This window comes from Vallitalea pronyensis (assembly GCF_018141445.1).
Classification (GTDB): Bacteria; Bacillota; Clostridia; order Lachnospirales; family Vallitaleaceae; genus Vallitalea; species Vallitalea pronyensis.
Window position 1 is genome coordinate 2,973,952 of the sequence record NZ_CP058649.1, and the last position, 21,496, is coordinate 2,995,447.

At 36.2% G+C, this 21,496-nt stretch carries 18 protein-coding genes; 17 read left to right on the forward strand and 1 reads right to left on the reverse strand.

The window, feature by feature from the left end; translation table 11 throughout:
* Window positions 1-146: 146 nt before the first annotated feature.
* Window positions 147-953 carry a helix-turn-helix domain-containing protein gene (locus HZI73_RS12390; protein WP_212698535.1) on the reverse strand — a complete coding sequence of 269 codons (807 nt, stop codon included), beginning with the start codon at window positions 951-953 and terminating at the stop codon, window positions 147-149.
* A gap of 180 nt (window positions 954-1,133) precedes the next feature.
* Between HZI73_RS12390 and HZI73_RS12395 the strand changes: the two genes are divergently transcribed.
* From HZI73_RS12395 to HZI73_RS12475, 17 genes are all read left to right on the forward strand, one after another.
* The gene (locus HZI73_RS12395) at window positions 1,134-1,901 is read left to right on the forward strand and encodes a (S)-benzoin forming benzil reductase (protein WP_212698536.1); all 768 of its coding nucleotides are present in this window, start codon (window positions 1,134-1,136) and stop codon (window positions 1,899-1,901) included.
* A 13-nt stretch (window positions 1,902-1,914) separates the two neighbouring features.
* The gene (locus tag HZI73_RS12400) at window positions 1,915-3,486 is read left to right on the forward strand and encodes a MutS-related protein (RefSeq protein ID WP_212698537.1); all 1,572 of its coding nucleotides are present in this window, start codon (window positions 1,915-1,917) and stop codon (window positions 3,484-3,486) included.
* Complete coding sequence (locus tag HZI73_RS12405; RefSeq protein WP_212698538.1) at window positions 3,483-3,794, forward strand: DUF3795 domain-containing protein; 312 nt, start codon at window positions 3,483-3,485, stop codon at window positions 3,792-3,794. Before HZI73_RS12400 ends, HZI73_RS12405 begins: the two co-directional genes overlap by 4 nt.
* Before the next feature lies 1 nt (window position 3,795).
* Window positions 3,796-4,368, forward strand: a complete 573-nt coding sequence (locus tag HZI73_RS12410; RefSeq protein ID WP_212698539.1) for a hypothetical protein — start codon at window positions 3,796-3,798, stop codon at window positions 4,366-4,368.
* Between the two features lie 379 nt (window positions 4,369-4,747).
* Entirely contained in the window at window positions 4,748-5,620 is an 873-nt protein-coding gene (locus tag HZI73_RS12415; RefSeq protein WP_212698540.1) for an undecaprenyl-diphosphate phosphatase, read from the forward strand.
* 63 nt (window positions 5,621-5,683) lie between these two features.
* The gene (locus tag HZI73_RS12420; protein WP_246552490.1) at window positions 5,684-8,128 is read left to right on the forward strand and encodes an FtsK/SpoIIIE family DNA translocase; all 2,445 of its coding nucleotides are present in this window, start codon (window positions 5,684-5,686) and stop codon (window positions 8,126-8,128) included.
* A 42-nt stretch (window positions 8,129-8,170) separates the two neighbouring features.
* On the forward strand, window positions 8,171-9,841 hold the full coding sequence (locus HZI73_RS12425) for a formate--tetrahydrofolate ligase (protein ID WP_212698541.1): 1,671 nt from the start codon (window positions 8,171-8,173) through the stop codon (window positions 9,839-9,841).
* A gap of 222 nt (window positions 9,842-10,063) precedes the next feature.
* Window positions 10,064-10,912, forward strand: coding sequence for a bifunctional methylenetetrahydrofolate dehydrogenase/methenyltetrahydrofolate cyclohydrolase FolD (folD, locus tag HZI73_RS12430; RefSeq protein WP_212698542.1), 849 nt, complete (start codon window positions 10,064-10,066; stop codon window positions 10,910-10,912).
* Window positions 10,913-11,228: 316 nt separating this feature from the next.
* Window positions 11,229-12,566, forward strand: coding sequence for a 30S ribosomal protein S12 methylthiotransferase RimO (gene rimO, locus HZI73_RS12435; RefSeq protein WP_212698784.1), 1,338 nt, complete (start codon window positions 11,229-11,231; stop codon window positions 12,564-12,566).
* On the forward strand, window positions 12,550-13,083 hold the full coding sequence (gene pgsA, locus HZI73_RS12440) for a CDP-diacylglycerol--glycerol-3-phosphate 3-phosphatidyltransferase (RefSeq protein ID WP_212698543.1): 534 nt from the start codon (window positions 12,550-12,552) through the stop codon (window positions 13,081-13,083). Before rimO ends, pgsA begins: the two co-directional genes overlap by 17 nt.
* Window positions 13,084-13,131: 48 nt before the next feature.
* The gene (locus HZI73_RS12445) at window positions 13,132-14,373 is read left to right on the forward strand and encodes a competence/damage-inducible protein A (RefSeq protein WP_330619758.1); all 1,242 of its coding nucleotides are present in this window, start codon (window positions 13,132-13,134) and stop codon (window positions 14,371-14,373) included.
* A gap of 127 nt (window positions 14,374-14,500) precedes the next feature.
* A complete protein-coding gene (gene recA / locus HZI73_RS12450; protein ID WP_212698544.1) occupies window positions 14,501-15,550 on the forward strand; it encodes a recombinase RecA in 1,050 nt (349 codons plus the stop codon).
* 272 nt (window positions 15,551-15,822) lie between these two features.
* Window positions 15,823-16,749, forward strand: coding sequence for a hypothetical protein (locus tag HZI73_RS12455; RefSeq protein WP_212698545.1), 927 nt, complete (start codon window positions 15,823-15,825; stop codon window positions 16,747-16,749).
* Window positions 16,750-16,802: 53 nt separating this feature from the next.
* Window positions 16,803-17,420 (forward strand): regulatory protein RecX, encoded by a 618-nt coding sequence (locus HZI73_RS12460; RefSeq protein ID WP_212698546.1) that lies wholly within the window; start codon window positions 16,803-16,805, stop codon window positions 17,418-17,420.
* 161 nt (window positions 17,421-17,581) lie between these two features.
* Window positions 17,582-19,141 carry a ribonuclease Y gene (gene rny, locus HZI73_RS12465; RefSeq protein WP_212698547.1) on the forward strand — a complete coding sequence of 520 codons (1,560 nt, stop codon included), beginning with the start codon at window positions 17,582-17,584 and terminating at the stop codon, window positions 19,139-19,141.
* A 260-nt stretch (window positions 19,142-19,401) separates the two neighbouring features.
* Window positions 19,402-19,662, forward strand: coding sequence for a stage V sporulation protein S (locus HZI73_RS12470; protein WP_212698548.1), 261 nt, complete (start codon window positions 19,402-19,404; stop codon window positions 19,660-19,662).
* Between the two features lie 419 nt (window positions 19,663-20,081).
* Window positions 20,082-21,275, forward strand: a complete 1,194-nt coding sequence (locus HZI73_RS12475) for a pyridoxal phosphate-dependent aminotransferase (RefSeq protein WP_212698549.1) — start codon at window positions 20,082-20,084, stop codon at window positions 21,273-21,275.
* The last annotated feature ends 221 nt before the right edge of the window (window positions 21,276-21,496 follow it).

The window sequence follows — 21,496 nt, forward strand, 5'->3', positions numbered from 1 at the left end:
CATGTAGTCGCTTTGTACTTCTTATAGGAAAGTCCTCTGAATATAGCATATGAAATAAAAGCGTTTTCATATGCGTCAAGGAAACTTTCCTAACGCAACAACTTGCTTCGCAAGACGCGACGTAGTCGCTTTGTACTGGATATGAATTAGATGTTGTATACGGGCAGCTGCATACATGTTAGGTCTGACTTTTCTGTCATAATGCTATAGTTCGTGGATAAAATGTCAATGAGATAGTCTTCTGATGTCAGATGATGCTTCTTTAAATACGCTTCAACCTTCCTTAAGAGTTTCATGTAGTCCTTCTGGGATGTTGACACATGAAAATGGCATAGGTAGTTACTTTTTGGAAGGATTCTTAAGTCCTTCATATTGAAGTTGGAGATATCTGCTGGATGAATTAAAAGATAGAGTTTTGTTGTAGCTCGGGTTGATATAAAAACCAGATCTTTACTTAACTTAAGAGCTTGATTATGACTTGATTTTAGAAATGCATGATAAAAATCTTTTTCACTTAACTGGAAGTCCTTGGCATCATCAATATCTTCAAGAAATAGTAAATAACGTTCTTCAAAGGACTGAGTAAAAAAAGTGTCTTTATGGATACGATAATAATCAATGGTTTCTTGACCAGATTTGAGCTGAGATTTAATGTCTCGTAATGCTTGAATTTTTTTATCCAATTGAGTCTCCAAACGAGAGAGATGGTGGGATAAATGATCAACACTTTTCCTGTTGAGGTAATCGATAATATCATGGATAGGCATGTCAATAGAACGACACATGAGGATTTCTTCGAGTCGTGATATGGATTCAAAATCATATAGACGATAGCCTTTTTCCGTTCTTGCAACAGGTGTAATTAAACCTTTTTGCTCATAAAACCGTAGGGTGTGTGTGGTCACATCAAATAATGTTGCCAGTTCGTTGATTAATAAATAATTATTTTTCATCACATGCCTCCTAAACATACTATATCAGATGCATAAACAATAGACAAGAGAAGAAACAGTCCGTATTAACAGGCACTTTATTTGTGAAAGAAGTAACGGAGTTCTTATTGTCAAGGTACCATGACAATGGTAAAATATGAATGAGAGTAGATTTAATTAATCAGAATAAGGAGGGAAAGTATGAATTATTTTATTATTACAGGTACATCTAGAGGAATTGGAGAAGCTATCGCTCGACAAGTATTACATAAAAATCATTGCTTATTTTGTATCTCAAGAACAGAGAATCAACAATTGCTTGAAGCAGCCAGAGATAAGCAAGTTCAATTATATTCTATTGCATATGATTTGAATGAAGTCTATGGAATCGAACAACTTATGCAAGATATTTTTTTAAAAATAGAGAAGGAGCAGATAGACGGGATCTTTTTAATTAATAATGCTGGTGTGGTCAAACCTATTAAACCTGTTGGTCGATGTCAAGATTTAGAAATTATCCAGAATATCCATGTTAATTTACTTGCACCTATGCTTTTAACATCAGAGTTTACGAAGCATGTGCGTTCACTTCAGGTGAAAAAGCGGGTTTTCAATATTTCCTCTGGAGCAGGTAAAAAGCCTTATCATGGGTGGAGTGCTTATTGCAGTGCCAAAGCTGGCCTTGATTTATTTACGCAATGTGCAGACCTTGAAGAAGAGCAAGAAGCATACCCCGTAGAAATGCTATCTTTTGCACCAGGTATTGTGGATACGCAGATGCAATCGGACATTAGAGAATCGGATAAAAATGATTTTACACAATTAGAGCGTTTTATTGATTTTAAAGAAAGCGGCATACTCCTTGCCCCTGAAAAAGTAGCTGATATTATCATAGAACTATTACTTCACCAACAATGGGGAAAGAAACGCGTTGTGGATATACAAGAATACTTAGTTGACCGTGAATAAGTGAGGAAAAGACATGCTTGATTTATTCGGAAAAATAGACAAAACGTTTATTAGAAAAAGAAAACTAAAGGAAATTGATTTTAAACAGCTTGAAGCAATTAATAAGGTGTATTTAAGAGAAGAAACAGCTATCGATCATACGACTTGGAAAGATTTAGATATGGATAATATCTTTTCAGAAATCAATTATACGGTGACAACACCAGGGGAAGAACGACTTTATAGCTGGTTAAAGAACCCGATGGATAATGAGACGGCATTAAAAGAACGTCAGGATTATTTAAGTCATTTTCAGAAGGAATCATCCATATCACAGAAGTTGAGGAAAAAACTTTCTAAGATAAAATATTACCCTTATAATTTTAGAGAAATTATGGGGACGGCTTTTTTTGTAAATTATCTTCTGTTAATCATTTTTATACTGCTGTCCTTGACGAACTTGGGTATCATTGTCTATTCACTGTCAATTGATATCAATGCTTTTATCTTTCTATTGTTGGTATCAAGTGTGAATATTTTTATTCATTTTCGATTTAATACCAAATATGGTATACAGCTACAAGCACTGAGTTACTTAATAAAGATTTTGGTGTTTAGCAAAAATAATAAAAAATTTATTCATCAGGTTATGCCTGAATTAGGTGATCGAATCGATAGGTTAAATGCCCAGTTAAAAGGTATAACCAATAAAGGTGCAGTCTTGTTTCGTGTAGAGGGATTGGATTTACTTGCTGATTATTTTAACATAGTCTTTTTGATGAAAGAGATAAATTTTTTAATGATATCGCGGCAAGTTAATAAACATAAGGAAGAGATTATGGCATTATACTTATTAATTGGTGAATTGGATGCCATATTGAGCATTAATCGATATCGGGAGGATTTAGATTATTATTGTGAACCTATCATAATTGAAAATGAACCTCAGATTAGAATGACGGATATGTACCATCCACTTGTGGAGAATCCTATATCCAATTCCATTGAAGTGAATCAGTCCATCGCTATAACAGGATCCAATATGAGTGGTAAATCAACTTTTCTGCGTAGTATCGGCTTGAATGTACTATTTGCTCAGAGTATATGTACCAGCTTATCCAAAGCTTATAGGTCAACATTCTACCGTTTAATTACGTCCATAAGCCTTAATGACGATGTGTTGCAAGGGAAGAGTTATTTCTTATCAGAAGCAGAAGCCATTAAACGCATGGTAGAATTAAAGGATGATGACTATCCATCACTGATCTTAATTGATGAAGTTTTTAAAGGTACAAACCCTGTGGAACGATTAGCTGCATCCATGGAAATATTGAACACACTAGCAGCAGCCAACACCAAGACATTGGTGGCAACACATGATTTGCAGATATTACCTGAACTTCACGATTATGACTACTATTATTTCACGGAACATGTAACCAAAGACGCTCTAGAATTTGACTATAAAATCAGAAAAGGTATTACGACAACACGGAATGCTGTAAAGATTTTAGCGTTTATTAAGTATCCAGAAGACTTGATTAACAGGATTAATAAGCGTATAGAAGAGGTGGAATTATCTTATGAAAATGAGAAGGGAGAATGATCTTAATGAATCCTGTCCTTGGTGTTTGTGGGTGTATATGCAGTGAATGTGATTTATTTAATAACGATTGTAAAGGGTGTCATGCAGTTGAGGGTGTAGCCTGTTGGCTGCATGATGTAGGTCTTGATGTTTGCGATTTTTATGCATGTTGTAAAAAGGATAAACACTTGCAGCATTGTGGTGAATGTCAAGAGATCCCTTGCAGTAAGTTTTGGGCTAATAAAAATCCTGAGTGGACGAAAGAGGAACATCAACAGATTGTTCAAGACCGTGTGGATCTGCTTAGGGGATTGATTAATGAGGGTTAAGATGAAAAAACGATTGAAGGTTTACATAGGGTTAGTGGTGTTGGCGTTAATTTGTAATAGTGTCTATTTTTTGTATCCATCCAGAAGAGCTGTATTTGATTATAATCGATATACGGTTACAGAGTCTGGTCTGTATAAAGAGCCTTTGTGTGTTACAATACATCCTAATCAATATCCTTTTGAAGCATATGGTAAACACGAGATAAATCAGTTAATCCACCATGCCCATAGTACAGATATTTGCCTGTCAGAAATAAGATTTGATGATGAGAGAGTAACCATCAGAATTGATAGCAACATAAAATGGTCATTCTCTGAAGGAGAATGTTTGCTTCAAGGGCAACATTATATTAATGACCAAGGTACTCCATGTACCGTTAGTTCATTTGCAAGTTATACAATTGTTAATGAAAAGGGTGAAAATGCGGATTATACTCAATGTGGTGGAGGTCCTAATGATTTAATCAGCTTTACATATGACAAGGATGAATTTTACAAACACGATTCACTAACGTTTAATTTTGGAGGCTATTATCTTCATCGATATAAGTTGAAACCGTTGAAGATACTATAGGGAATTAACGGCTAACTTCGTTTGGTGCTAAAAACCCATATACATAGGCATATACAATGATTATAATAATAAATTGAAAAGTTACCATGAGACACCTCTTTGGTAACTTTTCAAGTTGTAAGCGGGGAAATCGTATTAGTTTTATGATATGCTTGATTAGTTATCCTCTTATTAGGCAACTAGAGCTATAGACTGATAGAATGAAAAGTAAGCAATGACCAATAAGAAAGTAACAGGCATATTTATTGCTCTTGATGAATACAAAAGAGGTAAGATTAAATATTCATTAGATGGTGGAGAGTAGGGGAAAAGTCCCTTGCAATAATATGCCAAAAGGGTTAAAATATAACATGCATAGAGGGAAAGGGGATAAGAATGGATGTCATTTGTTGAAGCAATTATTATGGGGGTTATACAAGGGCTTACTGAATTTTTACCTGTTAGCAGTTCGGGACATCTGGCAATTACAAGAAACATTTTGGGACTAGAACTGGATAGCATATTATTTGAAGTGTTATTACATATGGGTACACTGGTAGCTATTGTAGCTGTTTATTATAAAGATGTGCTGGAACTTATAGCTGGCGGGTTCAGTATTATCGGAGGATGTATTAGGTACATCTATATTAAGGGAAGTAATATGATCTTGCATCATAATCGAAAAGTACCTCCCATCATTAACCATGAACATCAGAAATTTGTGATGCTTATTATTGTTGCAAGTATACCAACAGCAATTATTGGTTTACTATTGGAAAATACCATTACAAAAGCATTTAATATATTATTAATACCGGGTATATGTCTGCTCATAACAGGCGGCTTATTGTATACAACCAATAAAATACCCTCAGGGTCAAAAAAAGAAGGGAAGACTACTTACAAGGATGCTGCCCTTGTTGGTGTATTTCAAGGACTAGCAGGACTCCCAGGTATATCAAGGTCTGGATCAACCATTGTAGCTGGCTTATTAAGAGGATTTAACAAAGAATTTGCCGTAAAATTCTCATTCCTCATGTCCTTACCAGCTGTTATTGGGGCCATGCTTTTACAATTAAAAGATATGACACTTCGTACCATACCATCGGTTATTACCGCTCCTTATCTTGCAGGGACAGCTATATCAGCATTGGTTGGCTATATATGTATCAAGTTTTTAATACGATTAATTAAGCAAAATAAACTACATTATTTTGCTTACTATTGTTTTGCTGTAGGTCTTATTGTGATTGGGGCTTACTTTATCATGTAAGTACGCCTAAGATATGCAAAAAGACAACTGACTGAATGATAGGATTTTTAAGGGGGGGACAATGTGGCACCAAAGAAAAAAACATCATCCACAACGAAGAAAAAAACGACAAAAAAAACAACGAGAAATCATAAAAAAAACACGGAAATGAGTACTCTCCAATACGAAATAATTGTCCTATCTGTTTTTGCATGTTCATTGTTTTTATGTATCAGCGTTTATCTGAACCAAGCAGGTGAAGTAGGGAAATTTATTAATAATCTATTATTCGGATTATTTGGTATTGGAGCTTATTTAATTCCCTTACTTATTATCATAGCATCCTTTCTCAAGCTATTTAATAAGGGTAATCAATTATTGAATAATCGCATCTATTTAGGTGGGGTTCTCGTATTTACAATATCAATAAGTGCACATGTGTTATATATGAAGGATGCATATGTACTTAAAATCAACGGTGCCAAGCAATTTTTTGAAATCATGGCTTATTATTACAAAAACTCAATGAGTCGTGTTGGTGGCGGTTTTGTTGGTGGTTTATTCGGTGATTTAATGGTTCTATTTATAGGTTCTATTGGTACCTATATTGTATTAATTCTTGGCTGCATTATTTTGGTTACGTTATTAACGGAAAAATCCCTTTTCACATTTCTTAAGTTGTTGGGTATACGTATAAAACAAGCATTGGGGCAAGCCTTTGAGAAGTCAAAAGAAGCAAGAGAACGTATGGCAGAAGAATATAGAAAAGAAGAGGAAGAAAGCAAAGAAGAAGACGATGATGAAGCCATTCATGTTTTAAAAAGAAGAGGTTTCTTAGAAAAAGTAACACTCCGTATAGATGACACAGAGATTGACCACATGGAAGAAGAGGCAGAAGAAGCAGAAGAAACTAATCATCCTATCGTTGAAGAAAAATATGTACCAAAAGAAGAACCTGTAATTGTTCAAGAAACAAAAACGGAAGCTAAAACGACCACATCAACGAAGGAATCTCCTGAACCGTTAGTGGAAAACATTCAGATAGAAAATGAAGTAAAATTAGCCTATACATTCCCATCCATTGATTTATTAAAGAAAAATCCTGTTGGAGGACATAAGGGTTCTAAGAGTGCTATTCTAAAAAATGCAGATAAATTAGAAAAGACTTTGGAGAGTTTTGGTGTAAGAGCCAAAGTGTTAAACGTCAGTTGCGGACCAACCGTTACCCGTTATGAGTTACAACCTGAACAAGGTGTAAAAGTAAGTAAAATTGTATCCTTAGCCGATGATATTGCCTTGAATCTAGCGGCATCAGGTATTCGTATTGAAGCACCAATTCCAGGTAAGTCAGCAGTTGGTATAGAGGTACCTAATAAAGAAGTAAGTTCGGTTTTCTTACGTGAAACCATTGACACAGATGAGTTTAAACAATTCCCATCTAACGTGGCCTTTGCTCTTGGAAAAGATATTGCAGGAAAAGTTATCGTTGCAGATATCGGACGGATGCCTCACATGCTCATAGCAGGGGCAACAGGGTCTGGTAAGAGTGTATGTATTAATACCCTTATTACCAGTCTCATCTATAAATCCAGTCCTAATGATGTCAAATTGGTAATGATTGATCCAAAAGTCGTTGAGTTAAGCGTGTACAATGGTATTCCACACCTTCTCATACCTGTTGTAACAGATCCTAAAAAAGCAGCAGGAGCACTTAATTGGGCAGTTAGTGAGATGTCCGATCGTTATAAACTATTTGCAGCATCGAATGTACGGGATATAAAAGGGTATAATAAACTTGTTCATAAAACAGGAGAAGGTACCACATTACCTCAGATTGTTATCATAGTAGACGAGCTTGCAGACCTGATGATGGTTGCACCTAATGATGTGGAAGATGCTATATGTCGATTAGCACAGATGGCAAGGGCGGCAGGCATCCATCTAATTATTGCTACTCAAAGACCTTCTGTGGATGTTATCACAGGTCTTATTAAAGCCAATATACCATCAAGAATTGCCTTTTCAGTGTCATCAGGAACAGACTCACGTACCATTATTGATATGAATGGTGCAGAAAAATTATTAGGTAAAGGAGATATGCTCTTCTACCCAGTGGGGATGCAGAAACCACTGAGGGTACAAGGTGCATTCATTTCTGATAAAGAAGTCGAACACATTGTAGCATTCCTAAAAGAGAGTGCTAACGAAGAGACTTCCTATAACGATAAAATTTTAGACCAGATTTCTACAGACAAATCGGCAATCAATGGACAAGAAGATAAAGATGCTTACTATGGTGAGGCTCTTGAATTGGTTATCGATAAGCAAAAAGCCTCAGCATCCATGATTCAGAGAAGATTTAGAGTAGGTTACAACCGGGCGGCACGTATTGTTGACCAACTACACGATGCTGGTATAGTCGGTGGCGAAGAAGGCAGTAAGCCCCGTAAGGTACTTATTACAAAAGAGGAATACGAGGTCATGAAAAGTGAAGCATCAGCAACATCAGAGGGTGATACCAATCCTTAATAAGAGGTGTTAGTACATTCAGACGGGAGAAAGGAGATTATCATGAAGACAGATATTCAAATTGCTAACGAAGCGAACTTAGAACACATTAGTACCATTGCAGAGAAACTTGGTATGACAGAAGATGATATTGAATTTTACGGGAAGTACAAGGCAAAATTATCCGATGAATTATGGGAAAAGGTTAAAGACAACGAGGATGGCAAATTAGTATTGGTAACAGCCATCAACCCTACACCAGCAGGCGAAGGCAAAACAACCACTACGGTAGGTTTAGGTCAAGCCATGGGTAAACTGGGTAAAAATGCTATCATTGCTCTTCGTGAACCATCTCTTGGTCCATGTATGGGTATAAAAGGTGGTGCAGCTGGTGGCGGTTATGCACAAGTGGTACCTATGGAGGATATTAATTTACATTTTACAGGTGATATTCATGCAGTAAGCATCGCCCATAACCTTTTATCAGCTATGCTTGATAACCATCTTCAACAAGGTAATGTTCTGGGAATTGACCCAAGACAGATCATCTGGAAGCGGGTTGTGGACATGAACGACCGTGCTCTTAGAAGTATTATTGTAGGTCTTGGTGGTAAGATGCAAGGTGTACCTCGAGAAGACGGTTTTATGATATCTGTTGCATCAGAAGTCATGGCGATTTTATGTCTGGCTGAAGATATTGCTGATCTTAAGGAACGATTAGGTCAAATTGTGGTGGCTTATTCTTATGAGGGTAAACCCATTACTGCTGGTGATTTAAAAGCTCAAGGTGCCATGGCTGCATTATTAAAAGATGCTGTCAAACCTAACTTAGTACAAACACTTGAAAATACACCAGCAATTATGCACGGTGGTCCATTTGCGAATATTGCTCACGGATGTAATAGTATTCGAGCAACGAAATTAGCGCTTAAGTTAAGTGATATTGTCATTACAGAAGCTGGGTTCGGTGCTGATTTAGGTGCTGAGAAATTCTTGGATATCAAATGTCGTAAAGGCAATCTTCATCCAGATGCCATTGTAATCGTCGCTACCATTCGTGCCCTTAAGTACAATGGCGGCGTTAAGAAAGATGCATTATCTGAAGAAAATGTAGAAGCTGTAGATGCTGGTTTTGTTAACTTAGAAAAGCATATTGAGAATTTACAGCAATACCATGTACCCATTGTGGTGACACTCAATTCTTTTATAACCGATTCTGAAAAAGAAATTAACCTGGTAAAAGAAAAATGTGAAGCCATGGGTTGTGAGTTTGCTCTATCAGAAGTATGGGCAAAAGGTGGGGAAGGTGGTATTTCCTTAGCGAAAAAAGTCATCCATACCCTTGAAACAAAGGAAAGTCACTTCCAGCCATTATATGATGAACAAGATACCATTGAAGAAAAAGTATCATCTGTGGCTCAGAAGATCTACGGTGCCAATGACGTGCATTATACAGCTAAAGCCAAAAAAGCTATTAAGAAAATAGTAGAAATGGGATTAGATAAACTGCCTATATGTATAGCGAAAACACAGTATTCATTCTCTGATAATCCCAAATTACTAGGAAGACCTGAAGGATTTGATATAACGGTACGGGAAGCCCGTGTTTCGGCAGGAGCTGGTTTTATCGTTCTAATAACAGGTAATGTGATGACCATGCCTGGATTACCTAAGAAACCTTCAGCAGAAGACATTGATGTGGATCATGAAGGCAATATAACAGGATTATTCTAATAAAACACATGTAAGTTGGGGCTGTCTCATAAAAGTAAAATAACGTCAATATCGTAGGCAACTATAAGAGATTAAGCGTAAAGCGCAGCCATGGACGGCGGAGCGCAGACCCTCTAAATACGGACGTTTAGGGGTCTGAAAAGCTTAACCTCTTATAGTTGCCAAAAACTTCTAGCCAACTTTTATGATTCAGCCCTATTAAAGATAAAAGGGAGGCATTATATGAGTATTTTAATTGATGGAAGAAAGACATCTGGTATCATTAAGGATGAATTGAGAGATCAAGTAATGGATTTAAAAAAACAAGGTATTGAGCCTACATTAGCTGTTGTATTAGTAGGTGAGGACCCTGCATCACAGGTTTATGTAAAACATAAAAAGAAAGCTTGTGAATATGTGGGTGTTCGTTCACTATCTTATGAATTACCTGCTGAAACAACAGAAGAAGAACTTCTTGAACTTATTGCTACATTAAATGGTAGAGACGATGTCCACGGGATTTTGGTACAATTACCATTGCCTAAGCAGATTAATGAGGAAAAAGTATTATTAGCCATAGACCCTATAAAAGATGTGGATGGATTCCACCCCATAAGCGTTGGTAATCTCAGCATAGGAAGAGACGGATTTGTGTCTTGTACACCTGCAGGGATTATTGAACTATTAAAACGCTATGATATCCCTATTCAAGGGCAAAACTGCGTTGTCATTGGTAGAAGCAACATTGTAGGTAAGCCTGTATCCATGCTCTTATTACGGGAGAGCGGAACAGTTACCATCTGTCATTCAAAAACGAGAGATTTGCCTGGTGTCTGTAAGAAGGCTGATATTCTTGTGGTAGCCATTGGTCGACCTAATTTTGTCACAAAAGACTTTGTAAAAGAAGGTGCTACCATTATTGATGTAGGGATGAATCGTCTTGAAAATGGTAAGCTATGTGGTGACGTAGCCTATGACGAATGTGCTGAGATTGCAGGGGCTATCACACCTGTTCCTCGGGGTGTAGGTCCCATGACCATTGCTATGTTAATGAAAAATTGTGTTGAGGCAGCGAGTAAGAGCTTATCCTAGTATTCGTAACATGTAAAATAGGTAGTATTTGATAAGATATATTTCATTTAAACGAGACATGTAAGCAAAGTAATAATTTTAATAAAAAGTGTGAATCATCTATGTATGCCTAGAACGTAAATAGGATAATGTAATAGATAGGTTAACACTTTTATTTTTTTACAGTAAGTGCTAGAAAATAGTGGGTATTTAGTGTATAATCATGTCAGGTCATCTTCTATAGTAAGCTTGACCGTTTTCTTGGTTTAGGATAGCCAGTTAACCAATGAATGGATTATCATCAATAATTGACATAGAAGGAGTGTTCTTATTGAACATTAAGATTGCGTTTATTTCACTAGGATGTGACAAGAATCTTGTTGACAGTGAAGTGATGTTAGGTCTATTAAGAGACAAGGGCTATACGCTGATTAGCGACCAGCAGGATGCAGATGTAGTGGTTGTAAATACCTGTGGATTTATAAAGGATGCCAAAGAAGAAAGCATAGAGACCATTATTGAAATGGGGCAGTTAAAAGACAAGGGCAAGTGTCAAGCATTGATTGTAACGGGATGTCTTGCACAGCGTTATCAAGATGAATTGGTAAAGGAGATGCCAGAGATAGATGCTATCTTAGGAGTTTCTAATTATGATAAAGTCATTGATGCTGTAGAGTCTGTCCTTCATCAGAAGAAATACGTTGCTTTTGAAGACAATGACCGTATGGTTGAGACGCAGACAGACCGTGTTCTCACGTCATCAAGCTCTTATGCTTACCTTAAGATTGCAGAAGGCTGCGATAATCACTGTACCTACTGTATCATTCCCAAAATCAGAGGCAAAATAAAAAGTAGAACCATTGAGAGCCTTGTACAAGAAGCTAAGTACTTAGTCAGTAATGGTGTAAAAGAACTTATCCTCGTTGCACAAGATACGACCAAGTATGGTGTTGACTTATATGGTCATAAGAAGTTACCAGCTCTTTTAAAAGAATTATGCAAGATTGATGCTCTAAAATGGATTCGCTTGTTATACTGTTATCCAGAAGAGATTACAGATGAACTGATTGATGTGATGAGAGACGAACAGAAGGTCCTTCATTATTTGGACATGCCTATTCAACATGCCAATAATCAGATTCTAAAAAGAATGGCTCGAAAAGGTACCCAGGAAAAAATAGAGCATGTCATCAAAAAATTAAGAACCAAGATACCGGATATTTGTCTTCGAACAACGCTTATTACAGGATTTCCTGGTGAAACACATGAACAGTTTGAAGATATGAAGACATTTGTTGAAGATATGCAATTTGACCGTTTAGGTGTATTCACATATTCACCAGAAGAAGATACACCAGCAGCAACATTTGAAGATCAGATTGACGAAGAGCTGAAAGAAACGCGTAAAGATGCCATTATGGCCATGCAGCAACATATTTCAAGAAAAATAAATGATGATTTAATCGGTTGTGAGTTAGAAGTGATGATTGAGGGCTATATGCCAGAAGATAGGGTTTATTGTGGCAGAACTTACAGAGATGCACCGGATGTTGATGGTATGGTTTTTGTCAGTTGTCCCTATGAGCTTTTATCAGGTGATATGGTAAAAGTAAAAATAAGTGCATCCAACGAATATGATTTAATAGGAGAGATTTCAGATGAATATTGCGAATAAGTTAACGTTGTTTCGTGTCATATTAATACCTTTTTTCTTACTATCCTTGTATGTGATTGATGCACCCTATGGCCATATTGTCGGTGTCACGTTATTTATCATTGCAAGTTTAACGGATTTACTGGATGGTTATTTGGCCAGATCAAGGAATATGGTGACGAATTTTGGTAAATTTATGGACCCATTAGCTGATAAGCTGCTTGTGAGTGCCGCTTTGATTTATTTTGTTGAATCCGGAGATATAGCTGCTTGGGTGGTGATTGTGATTATTAGTCGTGAATTCATCATCAGTGGTTTTCGAATTGTTGCAGCAAAAGAAGGTGTCGTTATGGCTGCAGGTTGGTGGGGGAAAGTAAAAACCGCTGTAACTATGGTGATGATTATTGTTATTTTATGTCAGTTTAGTTTTGCAGGTATTGAGATTATTGAACAGGTTCTGATCTATGGCGCTGTTTTCTTTACGGTAATGTCTGCTCTTGATTATATAACGAAAAATATAAATATCTTTCATGAATAAGTCAATGCGTATAACGTATGGCATAAAGCCATATACAATTTGAAAGGAATGATCCATATGACTGCTGAAATCATCGCAATAGGAACGGAATTATTACTGGGTGACATTTTGAATACCAACGCACAATACTTATCAAGACAGCTTGCAGATATGGGTATTTCCGTATACTTTCAGTCAGTTGTAGGGGATAATGAAGAACGTTTATTGGAAACATTGCACCGTGCAATGAAAAGAACAGATATCATTATTACAACTGGGGGGTTGGGACCTACAACTGACGATTTATCAAAAGAAACCATAGCGAAAGCCCTGGGTTTATCCCTTGTGGAACATGAGGCATCTATGAAGCGCCTTATATCTTTTTTTAAAAGCCGCCATATATCCATGGCTAAGAGCAATTTAAAACAAGCAATGATACCAGAAGGTGCCACGGTTTTAGAAAACAATAACGGTACAGCACCTGGTTTTATGGTAAAAACAGATCAAAATATTATCATTGTGTTGCCTGGTCCTCCTAACGAAATGATACCCATGTACCAAGAGAGCGTTAAACCCATATTAGAGGACCTAAGTGACGGTATTATCTTTTCTAGGACTTTGAAATGCTGTGGTATCGGAGAAAGCACCGTTGCTGAGAAGATTCAGCATATTATTGACCGTCAAACGAACCCAACCATTGCACCTTACGCTAAGAGTGGTGAAGTACATCTGCGCATTACAGCTAAAAGCCAAGATGAAGCAGAAGCAATTAAGCTTATTGATACCATGGAAGCAGAAGTCAGGGGGATTGTTGGGGATTATATCTACACCACAGACCAGCGTACATTAGAAGAAACGGTTGTTGATGAATTGAGAGAAAAAGGGTATACCTTATCTGTGGCCGAGTCATGTACAGGAGGTTTATTAAGCGGGCGTATCATCAACTGTTCAGGTGTTTCCGATGTGTATTTAGAAGGTTTTATCACCTATTCAAATGAAGCCAAAATGAAACATCTTGGGGTTAAAAAAGAGATACTTGATACCTACAGTGCGGTGAGTGAAGAAACTGCCAGAGCCATGGTAGAAGGATTAGTCAAACATTCTGGTACATCCACAGGCATTGCTATAACAGGTATTGCAGGTCCAACTGGAGGGACGAAAGAAAAGCCAGTAGGGTTAGTTTATATAAGTGTGTATTGTGGGGGGAAGACCATTGTCAAGAAATATCATTTTAATGGTAACCGCCATAAAGTAAGAGAAAGAGCTGTTGTACAAGGGCTTATTATGTTGTGGAATGAATTAAATAGCTGAAAAATGATAACACAACATTTTTAAAAATAGGTTGACGCCAACACAAATGTATATTATAATAAAAGGCGAACATAAGTTCGTAACTTCCTAAATTTGAAAGGGGGCACCTAGTTAATAGGGCAAAATTATGAAAGAAAATGATAAGAAAAGAGCATTGGATGCAGCAATTTTAAATATTGAAAAACAATATGGAAAAGGTTCAATCATGAAGTTAGGTGAATCCAAAGAAAACATGCATGTTGAAACTGTTCCTACAGGTGCATTAAGTTTAGATATCGCCCTTGGTGCTGGTGGTATTCCAAAGGGAAGGATTGTTGAAGTCTATGGACCAGAATCAAGTGGTAAAACCACCGTTGCATTACATATGGTAGCAGAAGTTCAGAAAATGGGTGGTATTGCAGGTTTTGTTGATGCAGAGCATGCCCTTGACCCTGAATATGCAAGTAAGATAGGTGTCGATATTGATAATTTATATATATCACAACCGGATAATGGTGAGCAAGCGTTAGAAATTACAGAGACAATGGTGCGTTCAGGTGCTATTGATATTGTTATCATTGACTCGGTAGCCGCACTTGTACCAAGAGCAGAAATTGAAGGTGAAATGGGAGATTCTCATGTAGGTCTTCAAGCAAGGTTGATGTCCCAAGCGCTTAGAAAGTTAACAGCTGTTATTAATCGTTCGAATTGTATTGTGATCTTCATTAATCAGCTACGTGAAAAAGTTGGTGTGATGTTTGGTAGTCCTGAGACAACGACTGGTGGTCGTGCCCTTAAGTTTTATTCATCTGTAAGACTTGATGTGCGTCGTATTGAGACATTGAAGCAAAGTACAGACATGATTGGAAACCGTGTAAGGGTTAAAGTTGTTAAGAATAAAATTGCACCACCATTTAAGACAGCTGAATTTGATATTATGTTTGGTAAAGGAATATCCATAGAAGGCGATCTCTTGGATTTAGCTACACATATTAACATTGTTAATAAGAGTGGTGCTTGGTATTCGTATAATGATATTCGTTTAGGTCAGGGTAGAGAAAATGCTAAGCAGTACTTTATCGACAATCCTGATTTATTAAAAGAGATTGATACCCTTGTAAGAAAACATTATGAACTACCCGTTAAAGAAACGGCAGAAGATAAAAATCCAAAAACGGAAGAAAAAGCCAAAAAATAAAACCTTGTGAGCAAGTATGAAGGTTTAGTTCCCATAACAAACTAAAATCTTTATACACAAACTATATATAATCTAAAAGTAAGGGACTGTCTGAGAATATACAGATCAAGTCCCTTGCTTTGATTTTGGAAGTTATACCTTATTGTGCTTATTCTGATTTAGAATAAAACAAGCGTGTAAAATTCGTTTACACCCTTGTCATCATAATATCTTTAAAATAACAACATCATGGCACAATATATGAGGTTTAACTAAGGTATGGAGGAAAGTAAATGGAGACGTTATCAAAGCTATTATTCAATCAGTGCAGTCGTTTTATGATAGAAGAGGCAAGGCCTCTAGAACGGTATTTATTTGAAAATCATTTTGTACGGCCATGTGAAAAAGACATTATTCGTTCTTTGGGTAATTATCAAAATAAAGACGGTGGGTTTGGTCATGGTATTGAATCCGATTTCGTATTGCCTAATTCGTCGCCTATGGCTACTTCTGTTGGTTTGAGACATCTTAGTAAGCTTGACCATCATGAAGAAGCTATGGAGATGATTAAGCATGCTGTAGCTTATTTAGAAAATATATATCGAGCAGACAGAAAAGGATGGGTTACTGTACCAGAAGATGTGAATGATTATGCCCACGCGCCTTGGTGGACATTCGATACAAGTACGGGTATGACCATCATTGACAAGTTTTGGGGCAATCCATCAGCAGAACTCATTGGTTATCTCTATAAATATAGACATCAAGTAACCCGATTAGATGTTGATGATTTATTAGAAACAGCCATTAGGCATCTTAACGAAACAGATAATTTTGAGTCCTTTCATGAAATCTATTGTTATATTGATTTGTATGAAACATTACCTGCAAAACAGGCTAATCGAATAAAAAAGAAGCTTACGGTTGCTATTGGTCAACTTGTCAATACCAATCCTAATGATTGGGATACTTATGTAGCTAAGCCCTTAGATTTTATACGAAGATCACAGGAAACTTTTGGTATGGCCATGGCTGATATCCATAAGAACTTAGACTATATCATTAAGCAGATACGTAACCATGGTGTGATAAAGCCAAATTGGTCATGGCGTGAGGAATATGAAGCCCAATGGGAAATAGCTGAAGCAGAATGGACAGGTTTAGGTACTTTACTAGCTTTGTTGGCTCTTGACCAATTTAATCGAATTGATAAAACATAATCCATGACAGAATAAGATAATTGTTTCTAAATGTTATATAGAAGGTGGAGCATATGATCATAACTGATATTCAACAAAATAAGCGTTTTAAAAATTACCTTGACATTTATTTGGACCATGAATATGCTTTCTTTCTCACCAATCGTGAAATAAAATACTTAAAATTGAATAAAGGAGACCAGATAATGGAATCCTCTTTAAATAACATCTATAGAGATTATGTCTATCCTAGAGCACGTAATCGCGCTTTTCGTTTATTACAAAGAAGAGATATGACGAAGTTAGAGATGGTTAACAAATTAAAGCTTTCTGGTAACAGTCCCGTTGTTATAGACTATATCCTTTCTCTTTTAGAAGAGTACCATTATATTGATGATGATGCCTATGCAAATAAATATATCAGTTATAATAAGGAAAGAAAAAGTATATTACAAATGAAAATGGAACTTGGAAGAAAAGGCGTACCAAAGGACATTATTGTAAGGCACCTGGAAGATGCCCATGTATGCGAAGAAAAAGTAGCTTACGCTCTTTTGGAAAAAAAGTATAAAAATCAACAACAAATGGATGAGAAAATAAAAAAAAGAATGATGGGATTTTTACTAAGAAAAGGGTATCCATATCATCTAGTGAATAAGGTAATTTGTCATTTTATAGAGCAAAAATACTAAAACCATAGGACAGATGAAGGCAAGACTATGTATAATATCCATATTATTCTAAAAGACTTCTTAATACAACTTGACATAATATCTAAAACGTTATAAAATTTATATGTTATGGAAAATAACATCATGCACAATGAAAAATAAATAAAGAGGAGGTGTTAGCATTGGACATAAATTTATTTGTCGCATTGGGAATAACATTAGTCGTAGCAATCATCGTTGGAGTAATTACTTTTAAGCTTGGTGTTTCTTATAGAATGAAGGTAGCCGAACAACAATATGGTTCAGCAGAACAAAAAGCCAGAAAAATTGTTGATGATGCCATCAAAGAAGCTGAATCGATCAAACGTGAAGCGCGTTTGGAGATTAAGGAAGAAACTTACAAAATCAAGAGTGATTTAGACAAAGAAGTAAAAGATAGAAGAAATGAGTTACAGCGTCTTGAGCGACGACTTCTTCAAAAAGAAGAATCTTTAGATAAAAAAGCAGAAGCATTTGAAAGAAAAGAAACGTCATTAGCATCAAAAGAAGATCATTTGAATAAAATGAAAACGGAAGTAAAAGAGCTACACAATCAACAAGTGACAGAGTTAGAGAAAATTTCTGGCCTCACCTCCACACAAGCAAAAGAATACCTTTTGAAGTCTGTTGAAAATGAAGTGAAACACGAAACAGCGATTCTTGTGAAAGAATTGGAAGTGAAAGCTAAAGAAGAGGCTAATAAGAAATCAAGAGAAATATTAGCGAATGTTATACAAAAATGTGCAGTTGATCATGTTGCAGAGACTACAGTATCTGTAGTACCTCTCCCAAGTGATGAAATGAAAGGAAGAATAATAGGTCGCGAAGGTAGAAACATTCGAACCTTAGAGACTTTAACAGGCATAGATCTTATTATTGATGATACACCTGAAGCTGTTATACTTTCTGGATTTGATCCAATAAGAAGAGAAGTAGCAAGAATTGCACTTGAAAAACTCATTGTTGATGGAAGAATCCATCCAGCAAGAATTGAAGAAATGGTGGAAAAAGCTAAACGAGAAGTGGAGAATATCATACGCGAAGAAGGGGAAATGGCCACCTTCGATGCAGGTGTTCACGGCTTACACCATGAGTTAGTGCGATTGCTTGGTAAGATGAAATTTAGAACAAGCTATGGACAGAGTGTATTAAAACATTCTATTGAAGTATCCCATCTAAGTGGATTAATTGCTGGTGAAATCGGTGTTGATGTGAGAATTGCTAAACGTGCAGGTTTATTACATGACATTGGTAAATCCGTTGACCACGAGATGGAAGGCTCACATGTTTCTATTGGTGCTGATTTATGTAGAAAATACAAAGAGTCAGATTTAATTGTTAATGCTGTTGAGGCACATCATGGCGATGTTGAACCTACAAGTATTATAGCCGTTATTGTTCAAGCAGCTGATGCTATTTCTGCTGCAAGACCAGGAGCACGTCGTGAGACATTGGAAACATATATTAAACGTCTTCAAAGGCTTGAAGAAATTGCTACAGAATTTAAAGGTGTCGATAAATCTTTTGCTATACAAGCAGGTAGAGAAATTAGAATCATGGTACTTCCAGATCAAACAACCGATGAGGAAATGGTATTACTCGCTAGAGATGTTTCCAAGAAAATTGAGGAAGAGTTGGAGTACCCTGGTCAAATTAAAGTAAATGTCATACGAGAAACAAGAGCAGTTGAATATGCAAAATAAATAAAAAAACGTGAGAAATCACGTTTTTTTTATTGGACAAATGATACCATAATAAATACATTTTTTTCCTAGGATATTTTCAAATTAAATAAAGTTCAATCACTTATTAAGAAAAATTATGTAACTATGTGACAGGATTTACCTAAGAACAACTGCGCTTTTAAGAAAAAATTGATTGAAAAAAAGGAATATACTATTTTCTATTGAATTAATACATTATAAGGTTTAAACCATTTTTATTCAAAAGGGGGGCTTTACAAGTGGAAGTTTTAAAAGTTGCTGCAAAATCTAATCCCAATTCGGTAGCTGGTGCTCTTGCCAATACAATCCGTGAACAAGGCGGCGCTGAACTACAAGCCATTGGTGCAGGCGCATTAAACCAAGCAATTAAAGCAATAATTATTGCAAGAGGATATGTGGCACCATCAGGTATTGACCTTGTGTGTATTCCAGCTTTCACTGATATTGATATTAACGGAGAAGAGAGAACAGCCATTAAACTGATTGTGCAATCCAAATAATGAAGCAAGCATGAATAACGTTAAATAAAATTTAAAGTGTGCATTAGCACACTTTTCTTTTTTATGTAAAATACGATTTTACTGTATTTTAAATTACCTATATAGGGAGTTTGGATATTTAATATAATGAGTTGTTGGCATAATACTTGATTTTACAAGAAGTTAATGCTTTAATAAAAGGGATAATAGAAAATAATGGTTTATTGCGAAACATAAATAGACCCTGCACCCATGAAATAAATGATTTGGAAATGAAACATCAAAATATAAAATTGCAAAATACACGAATTATACCCATTAAAAAGAATAAAATCTGTAAAAAATGAATAATTGATGTCAACAACTTGCAAAAATGCATAAAATGTATTACAATAGGTATAATTAAGATAAGCGATATAAGAAAAGGGTGGTGTTGATACATGATTTTATCACAGAAAGCAGCAGACATAAAACCTTCATCCACATTGGCCATAACAGCTAAGGCTAAGCAAATGAAAGCTGATGGTATAGATGTAGTAGGATTTGGTGCAGGAGAGCCAGACTTTGATACACCAGACCACATAAAAGCAGCAGCAGTAAAAGCCATGGACGATGGATTTACAAAATACACACCTGCTTCTGGTATACCTGCACTAAAAGCAGCCATATGTAAGAAACTAGCAGATGAAAATGGTGTCACATATGCAACCAATCAGATTGTTGTAAGTAACGGGGCTAAACATAGCCTTACCAATACATTTATGGCTATTCTCAATCCTTCTGACGAAGTCATCATTCCAGGACCTTTCTGGTTAAGTTATAAGCAGATGGTCAAGATTGCAGATGGCGTACCTGTTATTGTACGTACTAAAAAAGAAAACCATTATAAAGCAACCATTGATGAACTTGAAGGGGCTTTAACCAATAAAACAAAAGCACTGTTAATTAATAGCCCAAGTAATCCAACAGGTATGGTTTATACAGAAGAGGAATTAAGAGAAATTGCTGATTTTGTAGTTAAGCATAATCTCTATGTGGTATCCGATGAAATCTATGAAAAATTAATTTATGGAAATGAAAAACATGTAAGCATTGCATCCTTTAATGAAGAGATTTATAAACGTACGATTATGATTAACGGTGTGTCTAAAACATATGCCATGACGGGATGGCGAATAGGTTATGCAGCAGCGCCAGCTGATATTGCTAAGATCATGTCCAATATACAGAGCCATGCATCATCTAATCCTAACTCTTTAGCGCAAAAGGCAGCTTTAGCAGCCATAAGTGGTCCACAAGAATGTGTACAGATGATGAAAGCAGCTTTTAATAAACGAAGAGATTATATGTATGAGCGTATCGCCAAGATGCCTTATATCTCTGCCATTAAGCCTCAAGGAGCTTTTTATTTATTTGTTGACTTAGACCTTGCATTAGGAAAGTCTTATAAAGATGAAGTTATCGATGATGCAAATACCTTTGCAAAATTGATATTAGATGACCAAAAGGTAGCTGTTGTACCATGTACTGATTTTGGTTACTCAACCCACTTTCGATTATCCTATGCCAGTTCCATGGAAAACATCCAAAAAGGTTTAGACAGGATGGAAGCCTTTTTAAATAACTTACAATAAAATAGGCCTTGCTCTTAAGTTGTTGTAATAATGGCTATATAGAGCATGGTTTTTTTGTGGAAATTTACTTGCGTATTGAAGGATTTTACTTTATCATAGAAGAGTCTTGTTCTTCACCAAATGATGGGGTTGACGATGATGAGTGAACATGGATGAAGCGTTTGGCTTGCAGTCAACGGTATCCTTTAGTGAAGAACCATCAAATATAGTGTTTACACATA